19 protein-coding genes and 2 tRNA genes are annotated in these 19,199 nt (G+C 65.7%); 11 read left to right on the forward strand and 10 right to left on the reverse strand.

The window, feature by feature from the left end; translation table 11 throughout:
• Positions 1–51 precede the first annotated feature (51 nt).
• The 6 genes from rsmG to rpmH are packed head-to-tail and all read right to left on the reverse strand — an operon-like array spanning position 52 to position 3,161.
• Positions 52–678: a 16S rRNA (guanine(527)-N(7))-methyltransferase RsmG gene (gene rsmG, locus DEA06_RS05420; RefSeq protein WP_116646957.1), complete on the reverse strand. Its 627-nt coding sequence runs from the start codon at positions 676–678 to the stop codon at positions 52–54.
• 21 nt (positions 679–699) lie between these two features.
• Positions 700–1,200: a R3H domain-containing nucleic acid-binding protein gene (locus DEA06_RS05425; protein WP_116646958.1), complete on the reverse strand. Its 501-nt coding sequence runs from the start codon at positions 1,198–1,200 to the stop codon at positions 700–702.
• Between the two features lie 22 nt (positions 1,201–1,222).
• Positions 1,223–2,311, reverse strand: a complete 1,089-nt coding sequence (gene yidC, locus DEA06_RS05430) for a membrane protein insertase YidC (RefSeq protein ID WP_116646959.1) — start codon at positions 2,309–2,311, stop codon at positions 1,223–1,225.
• A 3-nt stretch (positions 2,312–2,314) separates the two neighbouring features.
• A complete protein-coding gene (gene yidD, locus DEA06_RS05435) occupies positions 2,315–2,671 on the reverse strand; it encodes a membrane protein insertion efficiency factor YidD (protein ID WP_116646960.1) in 357 nt (118 codons plus the stop codon).
• The gene (gene rnpA, locus DEA06_RS05440) at positions 2,668–3,000 is read right to left on the reverse strand and encodes a ribonuclease P protein component (RefSeq protein WP_116646961.1); all 333 of its coding nucleotides are present in this window, start codon (positions 2,998–3,000) and stop codon (positions 2,668–2,670) included. The genes yidD and rnpA overlap by 4 nt, the downstream gene beginning before the upstream one ends.
• Before the next feature lie 23 nt (positions 3,001–3,023).
• Positions 3,024–3,161 carry a 50S ribosomal protein L34 gene (gene rpmH, locus DEA06_RS05445; RefSeq protein ID WP_026302947.1) on the reverse strand — a complete coding sequence of 46 codons (138 nt, stop codon included), beginning with the start codon at positions 3,159–3,161 and terminating at the stop codon, positions 3,024–3,026.
• Positions 3,162–3,511: 350 nt separating this feature from the next.
• On the opposite strand from rpmH, the gene dnaA reads away from it, so the two are divergent.
• The 7 genes from dnaA to DEA06_RS05480 all read left to right on the forward strand — a co-directional run bounded on the left by dnaA (position 3,512) and on the right by DEA06_RS05480 (position 13,377).
• Complete coding sequence (dnaA, locus tag DEA06_RS05450; protein ID WP_346427027.1) at positions 3,512–4,909, forward strand: chromosomal replication initiator protein DnaA; 1,398 nt, start codon at positions 3,512–3,514, stop codon at positions 4,907–4,909.
• A gap of 433 nt (positions 4,910–5,342) precedes the next feature.
• Positions 5,343–6,485, forward strand: coding sequence for a DNA polymerase III subunit beta (gene dnaN, locus DEA06_RS05455; RefSeq protein ID WP_116646963.1), 1,143 nt, complete (start codon positions 5,343–5,345; stop codon positions 6,483–6,485).
• Positions 6,486–6,513: 28 nt separating this feature from the next.
• Positions 6,514–7,671, forward strand: a complete 1,158-nt coding sequence (gene recF, locus DEA06_RS05460) for a DNA replication/repair protein RecF (RefSeq protein WP_116646964.1) — start codon at positions 6,514–6,516, stop codon at positions 7,669–7,671.
• Positions 7,664–8,155, forward strand: coding sequence for a DciA family protein (locus DEA06_RS05465; protein WP_116646965.1), 492 nt, complete (start codon positions 7,664–7,666; stop codon positions 8,153–8,155). Before recF ends, DEA06_RS05465 begins: the two co-directional genes overlap by 8 nt.
• A gap of 123 nt (positions 8,156–8,278) precedes the next feature.
• Positions 8,279–10,318 carry a DNA topoisomerase (ATP-hydrolyzing) subunit B gene (gene gyrB / locus DEA06_RS05470; protein WP_116646966.1) on the forward strand — a complete coding sequence of 680 codons (2,040 nt, stop codon included), beginning with the start codon at positions 8,279–8,281 and terminating at the stop codon, positions 10,316–10,318.
• A gap of 54 nt (positions 10,319–10,372) precedes the next feature.
• On the forward strand, positions 10,373–12,976 hold the full coding sequence (gene gyrA / locus DEA06_RS05475) for a DNA gyrase subunit A (RefSeq protein ID WP_116646967.1): 2,604 nt from the start codon (positions 10,373–10,375) through the stop codon (positions 12,974–12,976).
• Positions 12,973–13,377 carry a DUF3566 domain-containing protein gene (locus DEA06_RS05480; protein ID WP_116646968.1) on the forward strand — a complete coding sequence of 135 codons (405 nt, stop codon included), beginning with the start codon at positions 12,973–12,975 and terminating at the stop codon, positions 13,375–13,377. The genes gyrA and DEA06_RS05480 overlap by 4 nt, the downstream gene beginning before the upstream one ends.
• Positions 13,378–13,390: 13 nt before the next feature.
• On the opposite strand, the gene DEA06_RS05485 is transcribed toward DEA06_RS05480, so the two are convergent.
• Entirely contained in the window at positions 13,391–14,113 is a 723-nt protein-coding gene (locus DEA06_RS05485; protein WP_116646969.1) for a VIT family protein, read from the reverse strand.
• Positions 14,114–14,231: 118 nt separating this feature from the next.
• On the opposite strand from DEA06_RS05485, the gene DEA06_RS05490 reads away from it, so the two are divergent.
• Positions 14,232–14,305: transfer RNA gene (locus tag DEA06_RS05490), tRNA-Ile, on the forward strand.
• Between the two features lie 10 nt (positions 14,306–14,315).
• Positions 14,316–14,388 (forward strand) — tRNA-Ala (locus DEA06_RS05495).
• Between the two features lie 192 nt (positions 14,389–14,580).
• Here the strand turns inward: DEA06_RS05495 and DEA06_RS16335 are convergent.
• Positions 14,581–15,216, reverse strand: a complete 636-nt coding sequence (locus tag DEA06_RS16335; protein ID WP_133241703.1) for a hypothetical protein — start codon at positions 15,214–15,216, stop codon at positions 14,581–14,583.
• 1,121 nt (positions 15,217–16,337) lie between these two features.
• Between DEA06_RS16335 and DEA06_RS05510 the strand changes: the two genes are divergently transcribed.
• Positions 16,338–17,663, forward strand: coding sequence for an NtaA/DmoA family FMN-dependent monooxygenase (locus DEA06_RS05510; protein ID WP_165817931.1), 1,326 nt, complete (start codon positions 16,338–16,340; stop codon positions 17,661–17,663).
• Positions 17,664–17,665: 2 nt separating this feature from the next.
• On the opposite strand, the gene DEA06_RS05515 is transcribed toward DEA06_RS05510, so the two are convergent.
• Positions 17,666–18,262 carry a TetR/AcrR family transcriptional regulator gene (locus tag DEA06_RS05515; protein ID WP_240606854.1) on the reverse strand — a complete coding sequence of 199 codons (597 nt, stop codon included), beginning with the start codon at positions 18,260–18,262 and terminating at the stop codon, positions 17,666–17,668.
• A 39-nt stretch (positions 18,263–18,301) separates the two neighbouring features.
• Between DEA06_RS05515 and DEA06_RS05520 the strand changes: the two genes are divergently transcribed.
• Positions 18,302–18,724: an NUDIX hydrolase gene (locus tag DEA06_RS05520; protein WP_116646974.1), complete on the forward strand. Its 423-nt coding sequence runs from the start codon at positions 18,302–18,304 to the stop codon at positions 18,722–18,724.
• Here the strand turns inward: DEA06_RS05520 and DEA06_RS05525 are convergent.
• A complete protein-coding gene (locus tag DEA06_RS05525) occupies positions 18,721–19,179 on the reverse strand; it encodes a YbaK/EbsC family protein (protein WP_240606833.1) in 459 nt (152 codons plus the stop codon). The genes DEA06_RS05520 and DEA06_RS05525 overlap by 4 nt on opposite strands.
• Between the last annotated feature and the right edge of the window lie 20 nt (positions 19,180–19,199).

Here is a 19,199-nt window from a genome sequence, read left to right on the forward strand (position 1 = left end):
TGCCCGCGACGACGGCCGATGTTTCACGTGAAACGGGGGCGGGGTCTACGGTTATGCGCGGACGAAAGCGCGAATGACGCGCGTGGGCTCGTCGAGCAGATCGGCACCCACGACCTCGACTCGAGCATCGGTCACCCTATGAGCACGAAGCTGTTTCGTCGCGGCGCTGATCTCGTTCTGCGCATTCGCTCCTTTGAGAAGCACGAGCTCGCCGCCACTGCGAACGAGGGGCGCCGTCCAGGGGAGAAGCGTCTTCAGAGCGCTGACTGCGCGAGCCGTGACCATATCGAGAGTCCCGGCTCCCGACCATTCCTCACCGCGCGAGCGAACGATCTCGACATTGGTCAAGCCGAGCGTGTCGACCTGTTCCGCCAACCACACGGTACGGCGCTCCATCGGTTCGATGAGAACCCACTCGACGTCGGGGCGTGCGATCGCGAGCGCGATACCAGGAAGGCCGGCGCCGGATCCGACGTCGCCGACCCGTCCCGTGAAGAGCGGTGCAACGACGGCACTGTTCAGTACGTGGCGCGTCCACAACCGGGGGAGTTCGAGGGGTCCGATCAGACCGCGTTCCTCCCCGTGCTCGGCGAGAGCGTTCGTGAACCGACGGGCCTGGTCGATCGTGTCGCCGAAGATGAGAGCGGCAGCCGCCGGCTCGGCTTCGAGAGAGGTCATCGATGTTTCACGTGAAACGCGTCAGGCGCGGCGGATGACGGGGTGACGGTCCGCGCCCTCGCCGAACGACTCGGACGCATATCCGCGGTCCGCTGCGATGTCGTGAATCAGTTTCCGCTCATAGCTCGACATCGCCGGCAGCGAGGCCTGCGATGAGCCTTCGTCGATGCGCGCGATCGCACGATCGACGAGCACCTCGAGCTCGCGCTGGCGAGCATCGCGCGATCCACCGACGTCGAGGATGAGACGCGAGAATCGCCCGGTACTGTTCTGCACAGCGAGCCGCGTGAGTTCCTGCAGGGCGCGCACCGTCTCAGGCTCTGCGAGGCGGGCGATAGGTCCCGCTGCATCCGCCTCGACGGAGACATAAGCGCGACCGGCGCGGACATCCATCGCCAAGTCGCCGTCGATGTCGGCGATATCCAGAAGCGCTTCGAGATAGTCGGCGGCGACGTCGCCCTCCTGCTCGAGCTGCTCATCGGTAGCGGGGGCGGGTGCTTCGGTCTGCTCGGAAGTCGTCATGATCGTCTTTCAGGTGGTGCGGTCAGCGAGGTGTGGGCGCGTCGGGCGCATCGGGCGACGACGGCGGGGATGCTGCCGGACGAGCGGCCGTCGGCTTCGTGCCCTGCTTCTTGGCGCGCTGCTTGCCGACCGGCTGCTGGCGCTTGGGGGCTGCGGCGCGTGCGCGCTCGGCCTCCTCGAGCAGACGCTGCTGTTCGGCCTGGTACTTCTCCATGGGAACGACCTTGCCGTTCGAGTCGATCGCCTTGCCCTTGCGAGCGAGGCGCTCCTCGCGGGCCTTCGCAGCCTCGGACCCGGGAGTCGGCATCTCGCGGATGACGATGAACTGCTGAACCATCGTCCACAGGTTGCTGGCGAACCAGTAGATGACGACGCCGAGGGGGAAGAACACACCCGAGAAGATGAAGCCCAGCGGCAGGATGAAGAGCATGATGCGCTGCATCTGGTAGGCCTGGCCGGTCTTGGCCTCGGGGGACAGGTTCTTCGAGATGATCTGCAGCTGGGTGAAGAACTGCGACGAGATCATGAGCACCACGAGGATGATCAGGATGATGACCGACACCTGGCCGTCGGGCTGGCTCCATGCCGTCGTCAGGTTGACGTGCAGCGAAGCGACGTCGAAGAGCTTGGCGTCGTAGAACTCCTGCGTGAGCCGGTTGTCGAGGAGCCCGACACCACTGAAGCTGGGATTGGTCGCGATCTTCTGCACGTCGTTGAGCACGCTGAACAGCGCGAAGAACACAGGCATCTGCACGAGCAGAGGCAAGCAGCTCGACACCGGTGTCGTGCCATGCTTCTTGTAGAGCGCCATGGTCTCCCGGCTCATGGCCTCACGAGAGAGCTGATCCTTCTTGCCGCGATACTTCTCCTGGACTTTTCGCAGTTCAGGAGCGATTTCCATCATCTTTCGCTGGCTCTTGATCTGACGGACGAACAGCGGAATCAGCGCGGCGCGCACGACGATCACCAGACCGACGATCGAAAGCACCCACGTCAGGCCCGCTGCGGGCGCCATGCCGATCGCCGTGAACACCCAGTGCCACGCGACCAGCACGAGTTCGACCAGCCACTTCAGTGGCCAGAGGATGGTTCCAATCAGGTCGAAGCCCAAGAGTCAGTCCTTTCCAGGGGGCACGACGAAGCCGTGCCGGGTGAGCTCATAGCGGAAGGCGCGGTGAGGCGGCACGTCGTCGATGCCACCCTGAGCCCAGGGATGACATCGGGCGAGTCGCGCGGCCGCCAGAACCACGCCTTTCACGACCCCGTGCTGCTGCACCGCACCAACCGCGTACGCCGAACAAGAGGGGTAGTACTTGCACACGTCGCCATAGACGTGGGAGATCGTCGCGCGATATGCGTGGAGAACACTCAGCGCCGTGTTGCGCGGCACGAGAGGAACCGAGCGCACGAGATCGGATGCGACCCAGTGTCCGTTCCCCGTCGACGAGGTCGGCAGAGTGGAGGTGCTCATACGGCCCTCCGCTTCAGACAGCGGACGACGTCGTCACGCAGTTCCGCGAAGTCTGCCGTCGCTGAACCGGGCAAGGCACGGATGACGACATCTGCCCCGGGGCGAACGACCTCGAGAGCCTCCGCGCACACGGCCTTCAGCCGACGCCGGACGAGATTGCGCGTGACCGCCGAACCGACCTGTCGGCTCACGATGAAACCGAACCGAGCCGGCGCGTCGCCGCCACCGCCCACGTAGGTGACGGTGTGCGTTCCCGCACACCGAGCACCGCGCCGGACGATGGCTTTATAGTCCGATCCGCGCGTGAGTCGGTTCGGCTTCGCGAGCACGGGGTGGGTGAGACCGAGTGAGGTCAGGCCGAGAGCTCGGTGCGCCCCTTGGCGCGCCGAGCCGAGAGGATGGCGCGACCGGCACGCGTGTGCATGCGGGCACGGAAGCCGTGCTTCTTGGCGCGACGGCGGTTGTTGGGCTGGAACGTACGCTTGCTCATGAGATAACTCCGGTATCGGATGCCGCCCGGGCGATCATCCGGGCCCAGACGGTGGGGACTGCCACGAGGGCATAAGTCAACCGACTAAGACTAAGCCGGACTTCCTGAGAACTCAAACCCGATCGAGGCCAAAGAGCGATTATCCCCAACCTGTGGGGTTCCCCCTGGCAATGACACGCCGCCCGGATCTACAGTGGGTTTTGCTCTCGTGACGACCGCTGACTAACGTGTGTCTCCGATAGTTATCCACAGGTTCGGCGCGCCCGTCGATCTGAGACGCGCGAGCTCCCGGGGGGACGATGTCACCGAACGAGGTCGCCGACGTCCCTATTTGGCCCGCGGTTCTCGAGATGCTCGACCGGGACGACCGCGTGACTCCCCAGCTCCGGGGGTTCCTCAACCTCGTCGTGCCCAGCGGTGTCTACGCCGGCGTTCTGTACCTCGACGTACCGAACGATCTGACCGCAGCGCAGATCAACAAGCGTCTTCGGCTGCCCCTGCTCGAGGCCCTCACCCGGGTCGAGGCACCCGAGCCCGCCGCATCCTTCCGGGTCGCCGTGAACCCCGACCTCATCGACGCTCATCTCAGCTCGCCGGCGAACTCCCCGCATCCGGAGATCGACCACGAGCCGGCCCCCACGCCCGCGCCCGCGACGGTTCCCCACTCGCGACCGAACATGGACGATACGTCCGAGTCCGCGTCCCCCGCCTCCCGCAACGACACCCGCCTCAACCCGAAGTACACGTTCGACAACTTCGTCATCGGGCAGTCCAACCGTTTCGCCCACGCCGCGGCGGTCGCGGTCGCCGAGGCCCCCGCGAAGGCGTACAACCCGCTCTTCATCTACGGCGACTCCGGACTGGGCAAGACACACCTCCTGCACGCCATCGGTGACTATGCCGTGAGCATGTACGCCGGCATCCGCGTGCGCTATGTCTCCAGCGAAGAGTTCACGAACGACTTCATCAACTCGATCGTGAACAACCGCGGCTCGGCCTTCCAGGCCAGGTACCGCGATGTCGACATCCTGCTGATCGACGACATCCAGTTCCTGCAGGGTCGCGCCGAGACCCAGGAAGCGTTCTTCCACACCTTCAATACGCTCCATGACCACGACAAGCAGGTCGTGATCACGAGCGATGTGCCACCCAAGCACCTCACCGGCTTCGAAGACCGCATGCGCAGCCGCTTCGAGTGGGGCCTCATCACCGACGTCCAGGCACCCGACCTCGAGACACGTATCGCCATCCTGCGCAAGAAGGCACAGAGCGAGCGACTGCAGATTCCCGACGAGGTCATGGAGTACATCGCGACCGTGGTGTCGTCGAACATCCGTGAACTCGAGGGCGCACTCATCCGTGTCTCGGCGTTCGCCAGCCTGAACCGCTCGACGCTCGACATGTCCCTCGCCCAGACGGTGCTGCGCGACATCATCGATCAGGACGACCAGAACGTCGTCTCACCGACCGACATCATCACGGCGACCGCTCAGTACTTCAAGCTGTCGGTCGACGATCTGTACGGGTCGAGTCGCTCGCAGTCGATCGCGATCGCCCGTCAGATCGCGATGTACCTGTGCCGGGAGCGCACGAGCCTGTCACTGCCGAAGATCGGTCAGCTGTTCGGGAACCGCGACCACACCACCGTGATGTACGCCTATAAGAAGATCAGCGACCTCATGAAGGAGCGCCGATCGATCTACAACCAGGTGACGGAGATCACCACGCAGCTCGGCCGGTCCCGCTGATCCTCTCCGACTGAGCCCCTGTGACCCCCTTCCATGGGTCTCGGGGGCTTCTTCGTGCGCGGACGACCCCTCAGAGGGGTTCTCGAACGACGTTCTGCACATGTGGAAAACGTGTGGATAACTACGATTTCCCGTGCGCGGGATGTGTACGGATTCGACAGACCTGTGGACAGAGCCTCGGATGCTGTGACCCCGACGACGACATGTTGGGGGCGGTTTCCGCACCGAGTCCACATCTCACACGCGTGTAGTTCCCATGTCGCGACAGGTATCCACCGAGTTGTCCACAGTTTCCACAGCTGTTAACAAGATGAAGAACAAAAATTGTTAAGCAAGCCGGGTCCATCACCTTTACGGCGGCAACGGGCTTTCCGGATCATCCGGGAGCGGGCACTAGCATGAGTAACCCAAGCCCGACGTCGAGGGAGCACCCGTGAAATTTCACGTCAATCGTGATGTGTTCAGCGAAGCCGTGTCGTTCGTCGTCAAGCTCCTGCCGCAGCGGAACCCGCAGCCGATCCTTGCGGGAGTCTTGATCGAAGCGAGCGACGAGGGTCTGTCGCTCGCCGCTTTCGACTACGAAGCATCCGCCCGCACCACCATCGAGGCGACCGTCGACGAACCGGGCACGATCCTCGTCCACGGGCGTCTGCTGTCCGAGATCGCGAGCCGCCTGCCCAACGCGCCGATCCAGATCGTCGTCGACGATGACGGCGGAATCGTGCTCACCTGCGGTTCGGCACGTTTCACGCTGGCATCGATGCCGGTTCAGGAATATCCCGCCATTCCCGAGGTCAATGGCGAGTCCGGCCTCGTTCCCTCCGAAGACTTCGCGACGGCCATCGCGCAGGTCGCCTTCGCCGCGTCGCGCGACGATGTCACCCCGGTTCTCACCGGCGTGCAGCTCGAGGTGTCGGGAACGCGCTTGAGCCTGGTGGCCACCGACCGCTACCGCGTTGCGCTCCGCGAGATCCCCTGGGACGGCGGAACCTCGGCCTCCGACGAGCCGACCACGGCCCTCGTCCCGGCACGAACCCTGCAGGAGGTCGGCAAGACCTTCGCCCACGGTGGTGACATCTCGATCGCCTTCTCCGGCTCGGGCGACCGCGAGATCATCGCGTTCACCGCGGGCAACAAGACCGTGACATCGCTGCTGATCAAGGGCAACTTCCCCCCGGTCCGCCGGCTTTTCCCCGAAGCTACTGACCACCACGCGGTGGTCAACACGGCAGAGCTCGCCGAAGCGGTTCGTCGTGTCGCGCTCGTGCTCGACCGCTCCGCACCGCTGCGTTTCACGTTCACCGCCGACGGCGTCTCGATGGATGCGTCCGGCACCGAGCAGGCGCGCGCCTCCGAATCGGTCGACGCGACTCTCGTCGGCGAGGACGTCACCCTCGGGCTCAACCCGCAGTACCTGCTCGAGTCGCTCGGCGCGGTCCGCAGCGAATTCGCGCGCGTCACCTTCACGTCGAGCGAGAACGCCAACAAGCTCAGCCCCGTGCTGGTCACGCCCCAGACTTCGGGCGGCGAGGAGTCGTTCAAGTACCTGCTGCAGCCGAACCTCCTCCTGCGCTGACGTCGGACGTCGCGGGTAGGCTTCCCCGGTGATCGTGGAGCAGCTGAGTCTCGTCGACTTCCGCAACTACGCGGTCGCCGACGTGTCACTCGGTCCCGGGGCCAACGTGTTCGTTGGTCGCAACGGTCAGGGAAAGACGAATCTCGCCGAGGCGATCGCCTACCTCGCCACCCTCGGGTCGCACCGGGTATCGAACGACGCCCCGCTGGTTCGCGACGGCGCGGAGGCCGCCATCGTCCGAGCGCGCCTCGCGCACGGCGAGAGAAGCGTGCTGCTCGAATTGCAGGTCAACCGCCAGGGCGCCAACAAGGCCCGGGTCAACGGCGCGGCCGTGAAGACGGCGGAGCTGCCGCGGTACGCGCAGGTGATCCTGTTCGCTCCCGAAGATCTCCAGATCGTGCGAGGAGACCCGTCTGCCCGTCGCAAGTTCGCCGATCAGCTGCTCGTGCAGCGCGCTCCCCGTCTTGCCGGCGTACTCGGCGACTACGACCGCGTGCTCAAGCAGCGCACCGCACTGCTCAAATCCGCGAAAGCACGCGGCGTGCGCGGCGATGCTCTGTCGACTCTCGACGTGTGGGACGACAAACTCGTCGCGCTCGGTACCGAGGTCATCGAAGCGAGGCTCTCGCTGGCCCGTGACCTCGCGGCGCCCGTCGCCGGCGCCTACACCGCTATCGCGGGTGCCGATCACGATCCGCGGCTCGAGTGGGCGCTCTCGGTTCGCGGCGGAGATCCTGAAGACGACGAATCGATCGACGGTGAATCGACCGACTCGGGTTCTCTGGCAGAGCAGTTCCGCGCCGCGCTCGCGGCGCGACGTCCCGCGGAACTCGAGAGAGGGCTGACCCTCGTCGGCCCGCATCGAGATGATCTGGTGCTGCGCGTACGGGGCCTGCCGGTCAAGGGCTATGCCTCGCACGGCGAATCGTGGTCGGTCGCGCTCGCCCTGCGACTCGCGTCGGCCGAGCTGCTGCGCGCGGAGTCGCGTCTGGGTGATCCGGTGCTCATCCTCGACGACGTCTTCGCCGAGCTCGACGCCGGCCGTCGGTCGCGACTGGCCGCTCTGGTCGGCGGCTATGAGCAGGTCATCGTGACGTCGGCGGTGGAAGAAGACGTGCCCGACGCACTCCGCGCGCGTCTGGTGCGGGTCGATTCCGGACGGATCGTCGAGGCCCCCGATGCCTGACGAGGCAGATCTCCCCGAATCGATGGCGACATACCTCCGCCTGCGCGGACTGGAGCCCTCTCCCTATCGGCGCAAGCGCCGGCAACGACGCTCGGCCGATTCCGAGGAGAACGCTCCGTTCACGGCGGGTCGCGATCCCCACGGTGTCGGCGACGTGCTCGCCGACTTGACCCGGACGGCGGGATGGAACTCCGCCCTCGCCCGCGAAGACCTCGTCCGCACGTGGGATGACGTGGCCGGCGACGAAACGGCCAAGCACACGCGACCGGTGGCACTCGACGCCGGGATGCTGACGGTGCAGGCCGATTCGACGGCCTGGGCCAAGCAACTCCAGCTCATGCGCGCGCAGATCCTGTCGGAGATCGTCCGGCGGTTCCCGGAGGCGGGGGTCGACAGCATCCGCTTCATCGGACCTGACGTCCCCTCTTGGAAATGGGGTCCCAGAGCGATTCAGGGCCGTGGTCCGCGCGATACCTACGGTTGAGCTAGGTCCGATCTTGGTTACGGCATTTTCATCGCGTCACAGAGGCGTATAAGCGTCGGGATCCTGCCGGCACAGGGTAGACTGGCCGAGTTACCGATGACCGATGTGGAGCGCGCGAAACCTATGACGTCCGTGAACCCCGACAGCGTTCCTGAAGAACCCGAATCCCGGCCCGCAGAGAAAGTTCACAACGACTACGGCGCCGATGAGATCCAGGTACTCGAAGGGCTCGAGGCGGTTCGCAAGCGCCCCGGCATGTACATCGGCTCCACCGGTGCTCGAGGACTCCACCACCTGGTGTACGAGATCGTCGACAACTCGGTCGATGAGGCCCTGGCCGGGTACTGCGACACGATCGAGGTGACGATCCTCGAAGACGGCGCTGTCCGCGTCGTCGACAACGGTCGAGGCATCCCCGTCGACATGCACCGCACCGAGGGCAAGTCGACCGTCGAGGTCGTTCTCACCGTGCTGCACGCCGGCGGAAAGTTCGGCGGCGGCGGATACGCGGTGTCGGGTGGTCTGCACGGTGTCGGCTCGTCGGTCGTCAACGCCCTCTCCTCGCGTCTCGAGGTCGCCGTGCAGCGTCAGGGCTACTTCTGGCGTCAGTCGTACCGCAACGGCGGCGTGCCCGAGGCACCCCTCGCCCAGGCAGAGCCGAGCGACGCGACCGGTACGACCATCACGTTCTGGCCGGATGCCACGATCTTCGACACGGTCGACTTCGACTACGAGACCCTTCGCACGCGCTTCCAGCAGATGGCCTTCCTCAACAAGGGGCTCCGCATCACGCTGCGCGATGAGCGTCCGGATGCCATCTCGGTCGAAGCGAGCGAAGACGGCGAAGAAACGCCGCACCACCCGAACGACAGCTTCCTCTACGAGCGCGGGCTCGTCGACTACGTCGAGTACCTGAACAAGGTGCGCCGCGCAGACGTCGTCAATGACGTGATCATCGACTTCGAATCCGAAGACACCGAGCGCAAGATCGCGCTCGAGATGGCCATGCAGTGGACCACGAGCTACACGGAGAACGTCTTCACGTTCGCCAACACGATCAACACCCACGAGGGCGGAACGCACGAAGAAGGTTTCCGTGCGGCCCTCACGGCTCTGGTCAACAAATACGCACGGGCGAACAACCTCCTCAAGGAGAAAGACGAGAACCTCTCCGGCGAGGACGTTCGCGAGGGTCTCACAGCCGTCATCTCGGTGAAGCTCTCCGAGCCGCAGTTCGAGGGTCAGACGAAGACCAAGCTCGGCAACACCGAGGCGAAAGCGTACGTGCAGAAGGCCGTGGGCGACCGCCTCGGCGACTGGTTCGATCGCAATCCCACGCAGGCCAAGAACGTCGTCCGCAAGGCGATGGATGCGAACACCGCTCGCCTCGCGGCACGCAAGGCGCGCGAGACCGCGCGTCGCAAGAGCGTGTTCGAGTCGGCGTCCATGCCCGACAAGCTCAAGGACTGCACGAGCAAAGACCCGAAGATCAGTGAGATCTTCCTCGTCGAGGGAGACTCGGCCGGCGGTTCGGCGGTGCAGGGTCGCGACCCGCACATCCAGGCGATCCTGGCCCTCCGCGGCAAGATCCTCAACGTCGAGCGCGCGCGTCTGGATCGTGCTCTCGGCAACAACGAGGTGCAGGCGATGATCCAGGCCTTCGGCACCGGCATCGGCGAGGACTTCGACATCGAGAAGGCGCGGTATCACAAGATCGTGCTGATGGCCGATGCCGACGTCGACGGCCAGCACATCACCACCCTGCTTCTCACGCTGCTGTTCCGCTACATGCGGGGCCTCATCGAGGCGGGGTTCGTCTACCTCGGCCAGCCGCCGCTCTACCGCTTGAAGTGGTCGAACGCTCCGCACGAATACGTGTACAGCGATCGTGAGCGCGACGCATTGCTCGCGGAGGGCATCGCCAGCGGCAAGCGTGTGCCCAAGGACAACGGAATCCAGCGCTACAAGGGTCTCGGCGAGATGAACGCCAAGGAACTGTGGGAGACCACGATGGACCCCCAGACGCGCACCCTCCTCCAGGTGACGATCGACGACGCCGCGGCGGCGGACGAGATCTTCTCCGTCCTCATGGGCGAAGACGTCGAGTCGCGTCGCGGCTTCATCCAGCGCAACGCCAAAGACGTGCGCTTCCTCGACATCTGACGCGTTCACTCGCGCCCCCGAGCTCGCTCAGGGACCGATCAACGGAAAGAACACATGGCTGACGAAGAACGCTCGATCCCCGAGCACAACCACGGCCGCATCGACCAGGTCGATCTGCAGCTCGAGATGCAGCGGAGCTATCTCGACTACGCGATGAGTGTCATCGTCGGTCGCGCGCTGCCGCGTGTCGAAGACGGCCTCAAGCCCGTGCACCGCCGCGTCATCTACGGCATGTACGACGGCGGGTTCCGCCCCGACAAGTCGTTCTCGAAGTGCGCCCGTGTCGTGGGCGAGGTCATGGGGCAGTACCACCCGCACGGTGACGCCCCGATCTACGACGCCCTCGTGCGCCTCGTTCAGCCGTGGTCGTTGCGTTACCCCCTCGCTCTCGGACAGGGGAACTTCGGATCCCCGGGCAACCAGGGTGCGGCCGCCCCGCGCTACACCGAGACGAAGATGGCTCCCCTCGCGCTCGAGATGGTGCGCGACATCGAAGAAGAGACCGTCGACTTCGAGGACAACTACGACGGGCAGACCCAGGAGCCCGTCGTGCTCCCGGCGCGCTTCCCGAACCTGTTGGTCAACGGCTCGGTGGGTATCGCCGTCGGTATGGCGACCAACATCCCGCCCCACAACCTGCGTGAGGTCGCCGCCGGCGCGCTCTGGGCGCTCGAGCGCCCAGAGGCCAGCCGCGAAGAACTGCTCGAAGCGCTCATGGAGCGCATCCCCGGGCCCGACTTCCCCACCGCGGCGCAGATCCTCGGAACGCGGGGCATCAAAGACGCGTACCGCACGGGCCGCGGCTCGATCACGATGCGCGCCGTCGTCAACGTCGAGGAGATCCAGGGCCGTACGTGCCTCGTGATCACTGAGCTGCCCTATCAGGTCAACCCCGACAACGTCGCGGTGAAGATCCGCGACCTGGCGCGCGATGGCAAGATCACCGGGATCGCCGACATCCGCGACGAGAGCTCCGACCGCACCGGTCAGCGCCTCGTGATCGTGCTGAAGCGCGACGCGGTGGCCAAGGTCGTGCTGAACAACCTGTACAAGCACACGCAGCTGCAGGACAACTTCGGCGCCAACATGCTCGCGATCGTCGACGGGGTGCCCCGCACTCTGCCTCTCGACGGGTTCATCAGCTACTGGATCGCGCACCAGGTAGACGTCATCGTGCGGCGCACGACCTTCCGTCTGCGCAAGGCCGAAGAGCGCGCTCATATCCTGCGCGGATACCTGAAGGCGCTCGATGCCCTCGATGAGGTCATCGCGCTCATCCGGCGCTCCCCCACGGTGGACGACGCCCGCACAGGCTTGATCGAGCTGCTGGATATCGACGGTCTCCAGGCAGACGCGATCCTCCAGATGCAGCTGCGTCGACTGGCTGCTCTCGAGCGTCAGAAGATCATCGACGAAGCGACCGAACTCGAGCTGCAGATCGCCGACTTCAAGGCGATCCTCGCCGACCCCGCCCGCCAGCGTTCCATCATCCGCGACGAGCTCACCGAGATCGTGTCGAAGTACGGCGATGACCGTCGCACCGAGATCCTCCCGGGCTACGACGGCGACATGTCGATCGAAGATCTCATCCCCGAGGAAGAGATGGTCGTCACCGTCACGCGCGAGGGCTACATCAAGCGCACGCGCAGCGACAACTACCGCTCGCAGCACCGCGGCGGCAAGGGTGTGAAGGGTGCCCAGCTGCGCGCGGACGACGTGGTCGAGCACTTCTTCGTCACCACCACGCACCACTGGCTGCTCTTCTTCACGAACAAGGGTCGCGTCTACCGGTCCAAGGCCTACGAGGTTCCGGAAGCCGGTCGTGACGCGAAGGGTCAGCACGTTGCGAACCTTCTCGCGCTGCAGCCCGACGAAGAGATCGCCCAGATCCTCGACATCCGCGACTACGACGTCGCGACCTATCTCGTGCTCGCCACGCGCGGCGGCCTCGTCAAGAAGACGCGACTCACCGAATACGACACCAACCGTCAGGGCGGTGTCATCGCGATCAAGCTGCGCGGCGCAGACGAGGAGGGCGGCGACGAGCTCGTCAGCGCCCTGCTCACCGATGAGGGTGATGACGTCTTCCTCATCAGCCGGCACGGCATGTCACTCCGGTTCACCGCGACCGACGACTCGTTGCGTCCGATGGGACGCGCGACCGAGGGCGTGAAGGGCATGTCGTTCCGTGGCGACGACAGCCTGCTGTCCGCGTCGCTCGTCAGCGACGACGGATTCGTCTTCGTCGTGACCGAGGGTGGCTACGCCAAGCGCACCGCGGTCGACCAGTACCGCACCCAGAGCCGCGGCGGACTCGGCATCAAAGTCGCGCGTCTGAGCGACGATCGAGGCGATCTCGCGGGCGGCCTCATCGCCTCCGCGGACGACGAGATCCTTGTGGTTCTTGCCAGCGGCAAGGTGGTACGCTCTGCCGTGGCCGAGGTGCCCGCCAAGGGTCGTGACACGATGGGAGTCGTGTTCGCACGTGCCGGAGGCGATGATCGCATCATCGCGATCGCCCGGAACGGAGAGCGCGGCCTGGCTGAAGCATCCGAATCCGACGGAGATGCCGACGTGGTCGCAGATCCTGCACCCGAGCCCACAACCGAGTCTGTCGAAGAGCCGACCGAGACACCTGAGGAAAGCGCGGACGAATGAGCACGGTAGCCGACAAGCTCGCCAAGAAATCGACGCACAAGACGACCGCGAAGCAGGTTCGCCTGCGTCTGGTCTACGTCGACTTCTGGTCGGCGGTGAAGCTGTCGTTCCTCGCGGCGGTCGCGCTCGCGATCGTCACCGTGGTGTCGTTCTTCCTGGTGTTCATGGTCGTCAACACGACGGGTCTGATCGATCAGGTCGACGAGTTCTTCACGAGCTTCTCCGACGGCGGTGTGTCGATCAAGACCTTCATCGGCCTGCCGCAGGTGATGGCTTTCGCGGCGATCGTCGCCATCCTGAATCTCATCGTCGTGACCGTGCTCGGCGCGGTCATCGCGGGTATCTACAACCTCGCCGTCAAGGTGAGCGGCGGTCTGCTCGTCGGCTTCACCTCGAACTGATCCTGTCTCGGCGTCACACGACGCCGGTGGTCCCCAGGAGTGCACCGATCGCATAGGTGGCAGCAAGTGCGAGCGCGCCGCCGACGACCAGTCGCACGACGGCGCGAGGAGCGGACGATCCACCCAGTCGCGCGCTGATGGTCCCCGTGATCGCCAGGGCGACCAGCACTGCCACGGCCGTCACGGGCACGCGCCACTCCGGCGCCGGAAGCAGGATCGCCAGCAGCGGGAGCAGCGCGCCGACGGTGAAAGCGAGCGCGGACGACGCGGCGGCCTGCCAGGGACTGACGAGGTCGTCCTGGTCGATGTGGAGCTCGACCTCGAGGTGCGCGGCGAGTGCGTCGTGCGCGGTCAGCTCTCGGGCGACCTGTTCGGCGGTCGCCTCCGACAGCCCGCGTCGGCGATACATCAGCGCCAGCTCCGCCAACTCCTCCTCCGGCATGTCCCGCAGCTCGCGTTTCTCCTGCGCGATGAGCGCGCGTTCGCTGTCGCGCTGACTGCTCACCGAGACGTACTCGCCCAGGGCCATCGAGATGGCGCCACCCACGAGCCCCGCGATACCCGCCGCCAGGATCGCGGGTATGCCGGCACCGGCGCCCGCGACGCCGACGACGAGCGACGCGACGGAGACGATGCCGTCGTTCGCACCGAGCACGCCGGCTCGAAGCCAGTTGAGCCGGCGGCCGATCCCCGTGCCGTGTTCTTCGCCGTCGTGTGTGGGAGTTTCTGAGGTCACCTGATCAGTGAACCAAACCGCGGCGTTGCACAGCGGACCGGCGCGGTACCGATTCGTGAATTCGTCGCGGTTCCGGTAAAGTCTTCGAGGTTGACGACTTGTTGCGTCAATGTAGTTCGGGGCTATAGCTCAGGCGGTTAGAGCGCTTCACTGATAATGAAGAGGTCCCAGGTTCAAGTCCTGGTAGCCCCACAACAGCCCCGGGGCCTTAGCTCAGTTGGTAGAGCGCCTGCTTTGCAAGCAGGATGTCAGGAGTTCGAATCTCCTAGGCTCCACAGATAGAAAAGCGGTCGCCCGACAGGGCGGCCGCTTTTCCCGTCTTCGGGATCGGGGATTCGAACGGCGAGCGAAGCGAGCGTTCGATGGGCCCCGGCGCCGAGGCTCCGCGCGCTGCGAAGCGGCGCGTGGAGAGCGCAGGGCCCGTGCCAGTAGGCACGTTAGACAGGGCTTGTGGGCCTTCGTGTTTGCTACCGGAGGAGCGCGATCGAAGCGAGGACTACAGACCCGGCGACGACGACGGTGATCAGTGACCAAACGAGGGCGGGTATCCACTTGCCGGAGGCCGCGCACCACACTGCCGTCGTGAGCAACGCGACCACGAGAGCCCACCCCCCCAGGGCGGTCCACCACTGTGCGATCAATTGCACGTCGCGGGCACCGGCGACCGCAAAGCCGAACACCACCACCATGCACACGAGGGACAGCGCCACCCAGATGGCCCAGACGATGAAGAGAAGTACGCCCCACGACCGCCACCCGTCGTCCGGGGCTCGACCCTCAATCGCATGCATCACCTGATCCGGCAGATTGACCTCGGCAGTGACGAGACAAAGTCTGCGCGTCGTGGATTCGTCGGCATTGAGTGCCCGGACCATTGCGGAGTAGGCGCGCACCTCCTCGGGTCTTGGTCGTTCGTCCAAGCCGATGGCGAAGCGACCTGCCTGGTCGGGGTTGCCCAGTTGACGGTACGCATTGACGATCTGTCCGCGCGTGGATTGATCAGCCGGGTTTGCTTGCAGCCGCGCTTTGAGCGCGCCGAGCGCTTCTCGACGCGTTGGCCGGTCCAAGGCCGTCCAGTCAACGGGGGAGGGCGGCGGCATCATCCGGTCATTATCGCGGAACCACGACACCCTACGAAGTCCCACCTGCCCTGGTGAGTCGGAGGATCGGCTCCGCGGCGGTTTCGAGTGGACTGAGGGACAGACTGTGCGGTTGACCGAGCACATCGAGCCCCGCCGCGATGGCCGTGTCTGGCACGGGTTCGATCCGATGAGCCCGTCTCGGACGGCTGTGGCGAGGATGGGGCGGAGGAGCGTGTAGCCCTGGCGGAGTGGGGACTCGCCGGTCTGCGCGGCGGGTGAGGGCGGGGGTGGGAACCCTCGACGCTCGGCGGTCGCGAGGGCGCGGGCGTGAGCGGCGTTCGCTCGTTTCCGGCCCGCGTCGTGGAGGTCCATGCGGGTGCGGGTGTCGCGAGGACTGCCATACTGACGCCCGGGAGGAGGGCGTTACGTGCCTAGGAGACGTGAACTCGCCGACGTTGCAGACGGCATCACCGGACACTTCATTTTTGACTCCCCAGCCAACCCCGACTGGCCTCTCGCGCACGTCTCGTTCGCGGTGCGGGCCGGTCACGGGGTCGCGTATTCATTCGACCTCCTTGACGGCACAGTGGATCCCCCCGCGAAGGAAGTCGAGTCGGTGGCGCTCTTTCTGCGCGGTGACTTCACCAGGCACCTAGCGGTGCGCAGGATCGATCCCGCATGGGTGAGCGCGGCGAGCCTTTCGGTGAGCACTGAGGGGGCGAGTCATGGGACCCGTGCGCTGGTGCGGTGCCAGGTGCTGATCCGAGATGACCGCGGCTTCGTCCACACGTCCACCAGGCGGGGCTCCATGGAGGTTCCCGGATGGGGCATCGGCCAGCGGCTGTCCTCGTGGCTGCGACGCCACTTCACCGCGTAGACGAAGCCACGCGACGATCACGCTTCGAGGCTTGCAGGCTTCGCACCTGCGAGGTCACTTCGGAAGCGCGACGAGCTTCGGGGCGTTACGCCCGCGTCGAGGTCGTGTCATTCCCTCGAAACAACCGCCCCCTACCGTGTGAACTGATCGATTCATTTCGGGTCGGTCGCTCGGCACCCTCTCGTCACCGACCGCTTCGTCGGTCGGGCGAGAGAGAGCGAAGGAAGGATCGCGACATGGATCGGATCTCGATGGAGGGCGCGCGGTGAGCCTGCATTTCGGAGTCTTCGAGGTCTACGGACCCCAGATCGGGGGAACCCTCAGCTGGCCGCACCCGCTGAGCGACTCGATCGACTTCGCCGACCCGCAGCACTGGGTCGAGATTGCGCGGATCATGGATCGGACCGGTTACGACTTCCTCTTCTTCGCCGACGGCTTCGGCTATCCGATCCTCGGTGACGACATCGCCCTCGGTGCGGTGGAACGCGGGATCAACTTCTCGGGCTACGACCCCGCGGGGCTCGTCCCGATCCTGATGCGTGAGACCACCGAACTCGGGTTCGTGATCACGGCGAACACGGGGGTTGACCATCCCGTGCAGCTGGCACGGCGGTTCTCCACCCTCGATGCGATCTCGAACGGACGGTTCGGCTGGAACGTCGTGACCGGCTCCTCGCAGAACGCCGTCGCCGAACTCTTCGGGCACACCGAGATGGTGCCGCACGACGTGCGCTACGCGATCGCGGCGGAGTACGTCGAGCTCGCGAAGAAGTACTGGGAGGAGTCGTGGTCGGATGACGCTCTCGTCGCCGACCCGGTGCGCGGGATCTACGCGGACCGCGCGGGGATCACGCGGGTGACCTACGACGGGGAGCACTACCGCAGCGACGGATACTTCGGGGCGCCTCCGACGCGGCAGCGGACGCCCGTCATCTTCCAGGCGGGGACGTCACCGGCGGGTCGTGCCTTCGCGGCGACCCACGCCGAGTGCGTCTTCGTGCAGGCCACGGTTCCCGCGCACACCGCCCGCAACGTGGCGCACATCCGAGAGGTCGCTGCAGAGCAGGGGCGCGAAGACCCGCGGATCATGTCGGGGCTCACCGTCGTGGTCGCCGAGACGTCGGAGGAGGCGCACCGCCTGGCTGCGGAGTTCGACGCGATGCAGACCGATGATGTCGTCGCGACGCTGTACGCCGGCAATACGGGCATCGACCTCCTCGCCCTCGATCCCGACCTCACCCTTCACCAGGTGCTCGAGGCGGGCGGACCCGTCGGCCAGATGGGTACGAGCAACATCGAGCGGTTCCTCGGCTCGAACGGCGCGCCCGCGCCGACCGTGCGCGAGATCATCGACGAGTTGAAGGGCAAGGGAACCCGGGGGTTTCGCATCGTGGGCGATCCGCACGAGGTTGCCGACGGCATCGAGTCGCTGGCTGCAGAGACCGGGCTCGACGGCTTTCTCATCGAGCCCGTCTTCGGTACCCGCGACATCGCCGCTTTCGGAGAACTCGTGCTCCCGATCCTGCGAGAGCGCGGACGCCTGGCCGACCGTGTCGACGGCGAGACGCTCCGCGAGCGGATGCGTCGGTGAACTCACCCTTCTGAGCGCTCGGTGCGTCCTCCGCCGCCGAACATCGAGGCGACCGCGCGGTCGTGGGCTTCGTCGAGTTCGGCGATATCGGTGCCCTCGAGGAGCGTGAACTGCAATCCACGCCAGAGGGCGAGCAACTGGGTGGCTTCGCGCCGCGCCACAGCGGGTTCACGCCCGTGTGCGAGGAAGAGATCGGTGAGACCGGCCGGCCATTCGGCTCCGACCGCCGCGATCTGGCTCCTGTTCTCGGTCGGCTCACGCACGGCGATCGAGAACGACTCGAACAGCAACGCGACGTAGGCCCGATGCTCCGCCGCGCGTATGGTGCGCCACCCGTAGGCGATGCGCTCCTCGAGTCCGCCGTCGCCGTCTCTCAGGGCGGCCATGAGGCCATGAAGACCGGGGAATCGCTCGTACGCCCGGAGAATGGCGGCCGTGAACAGTTCGTCCTTCGAGCCGAAGTAATACAGAAGCATCCGATTGTTCGATCCGATGTCTTTGGCCAGGCGCGAGAGTGAGATTCCGCCGACGCCGTGTCGCAACATGTAGTCGGCCGCGAGCGAGAGAAGCCTGGCGGCTTCGGGTGAACGCGGTGCCATCACACTCGCCAGCATAGGAGCCTGAGTAATGTGGATCGGATGGATACCAGAGTCGCCGCCTACGCCGTCGTCATCGACGCCGATGATCGGATGCTGCTGGCGCACTGGAACGAGGGACGCCGGGCGGCGTGGACGCTCCCCGGTGGGGGTCTTGAACCCGGTGAGGATCCCGAGCACGCAGTGCGCCGTGAGGTGCGTGAAGAAACCGGCTATCGGGTTTCGGTCGAGAGCCTGCTCGGTATCCATTCGCGGGTGATACCGGCGTCGAGTCGCCTGACGGCCGACGCTCCGGGTCCGCTGCACACCCTGCGGATCGTGTATCGAGCGCGCATCACCGGCGGACGCCTGCGCAACGAGCTCGACGGTTCCACCGATCGCGCAGCCTGGTTCGACCTGCCCGATGTACGGCATCTGCAGAAGGTCAAGCTCGTCGAGATCGGCCTCAAGATGGCCGGTCGCTAAGACGCCGGAAGGTCAGCGGAGATGTCGGCGACCGTTGCGCCGTACGCTTCGATCAGGGCGTCGGCGTCGACGAACAGACTGAATCCGTGGGCGCCCGCGCCCATCGCGATTCGAGTGCCCGCGATGCGCTCGTCGGCGAAGACGGGCCACGCGGTGGAGCTGCCGATCGGAACGATCGTTCCACGCTCATAACCGGTCGCCTCGAGGGCGAGCTCCGGTTCGGGAAGGCGGAGCTTGTTGACGCCGACGATAGCCCGGAGCTTCGGCCAGGAGATGGCCCGATCGCCCGGGATCAAGGCGAACAAGAACGTGTCGTCAGACCGCTTGACGACCAGCGTCTTGACGATATCGGCGGGACGGATCCCCAGGAGCGCGGCGGCGTCGACGAGGCTGTGGGCCGCGGGGCGCTCTCGCACCTCGATGTCGAGCCCGCGCTCGGCGGCTGCCGTGCGCACGCGCTCCGTGGGGTCCGGTG

Source organism: Microbacterium sp. Gd 4-13, from assembly GCF_003095395.1.
Taxonomy (GTDB): domain Bacteria; phylum Actinomycetota; class Actinomycetes; order Actinomycetales; family Microbacteriaceae; genus Microbacterium.

Coding starts and splice junctions, on each gene's coding strand:
- DEA06_RS05515 (WP_240606854.1), bottom strand. CDS start 18,262: ATGGCACCGCGTTCACCCGAAGCCGCCAGGCTTCTCTCGCTCGCGGCC.
- dnaA (WP_346427027.1), top strand. CDS start 3,512: ATGCTCGACCGGGACGACCGCGTGACTCCCCAGCTCCGGGGGTTCCTC.
- yidD (WP_116646960.1), bottom strand. CDS start 2,671: ATGAGCACCTCCACTCTGCCGACCTCGTCGACGGGGAACGGACACTGG.
- DEA06_RS05465 (WP_116646965.1), top strand. CDS start 7,664: ATGCCTGACGAGGCAGATCTCCCCGAATCGATGGCGACATACCTCCGC.
- rpmH (WP_026302947.1), bottom strand. CDS start 3,161: ATGAGCAAGCGTACGTTCCAGCCCAACAACCGCCGTCGCGCCAAGAAG.
- DEA06_RS05425 (WP_116646958.1), bottom strand. CDS start 1,200: ATGACGACTTCCGAGCAGACCGAAGCACCCGCCCCCGCTACCGATGAG.
- gyrA (WP_116646967.1), top strand. CDS start 10,373: ATGGCTGACGAAGAACGCTCGATCCCCGAGCACAACCACGGCCGCATC.
- DEA06_RS16335 (WP_133241703.1), bottom strand. CDS start 15,216: ATGATGCCGCCGCCCTCCCCCGTTGACTGGACGGCCTTGGACCGGCCA.
- DEA06_RS05480 (WP_116646968.1), top strand. CDS start 12,973: ATGAGCACGGTAGCCGACAAGCTCGCCAAGAAATCGACGCACAAGACG.
- gyrB (WP_116646966.1), top strand. CDS start 8,279: ATGACGTCCGTGAACCCCGACAGCGTTCCTGAAGAACCCGAATCCCGG.
- DEA06_RS05520 (WP_116646974.1), top strand. CDS start 18,302: ATGGATACCAGAGTCGCCGCCTACGCCGTCGTCATCGACGCCGATGAT.
- rsmG (WP_116646957.1), bottom strand. CDS start 678: ATGACCTCTCTCGAAGCCGAGCCGGCGGCTGCCGCTCTCATCTTCGGC.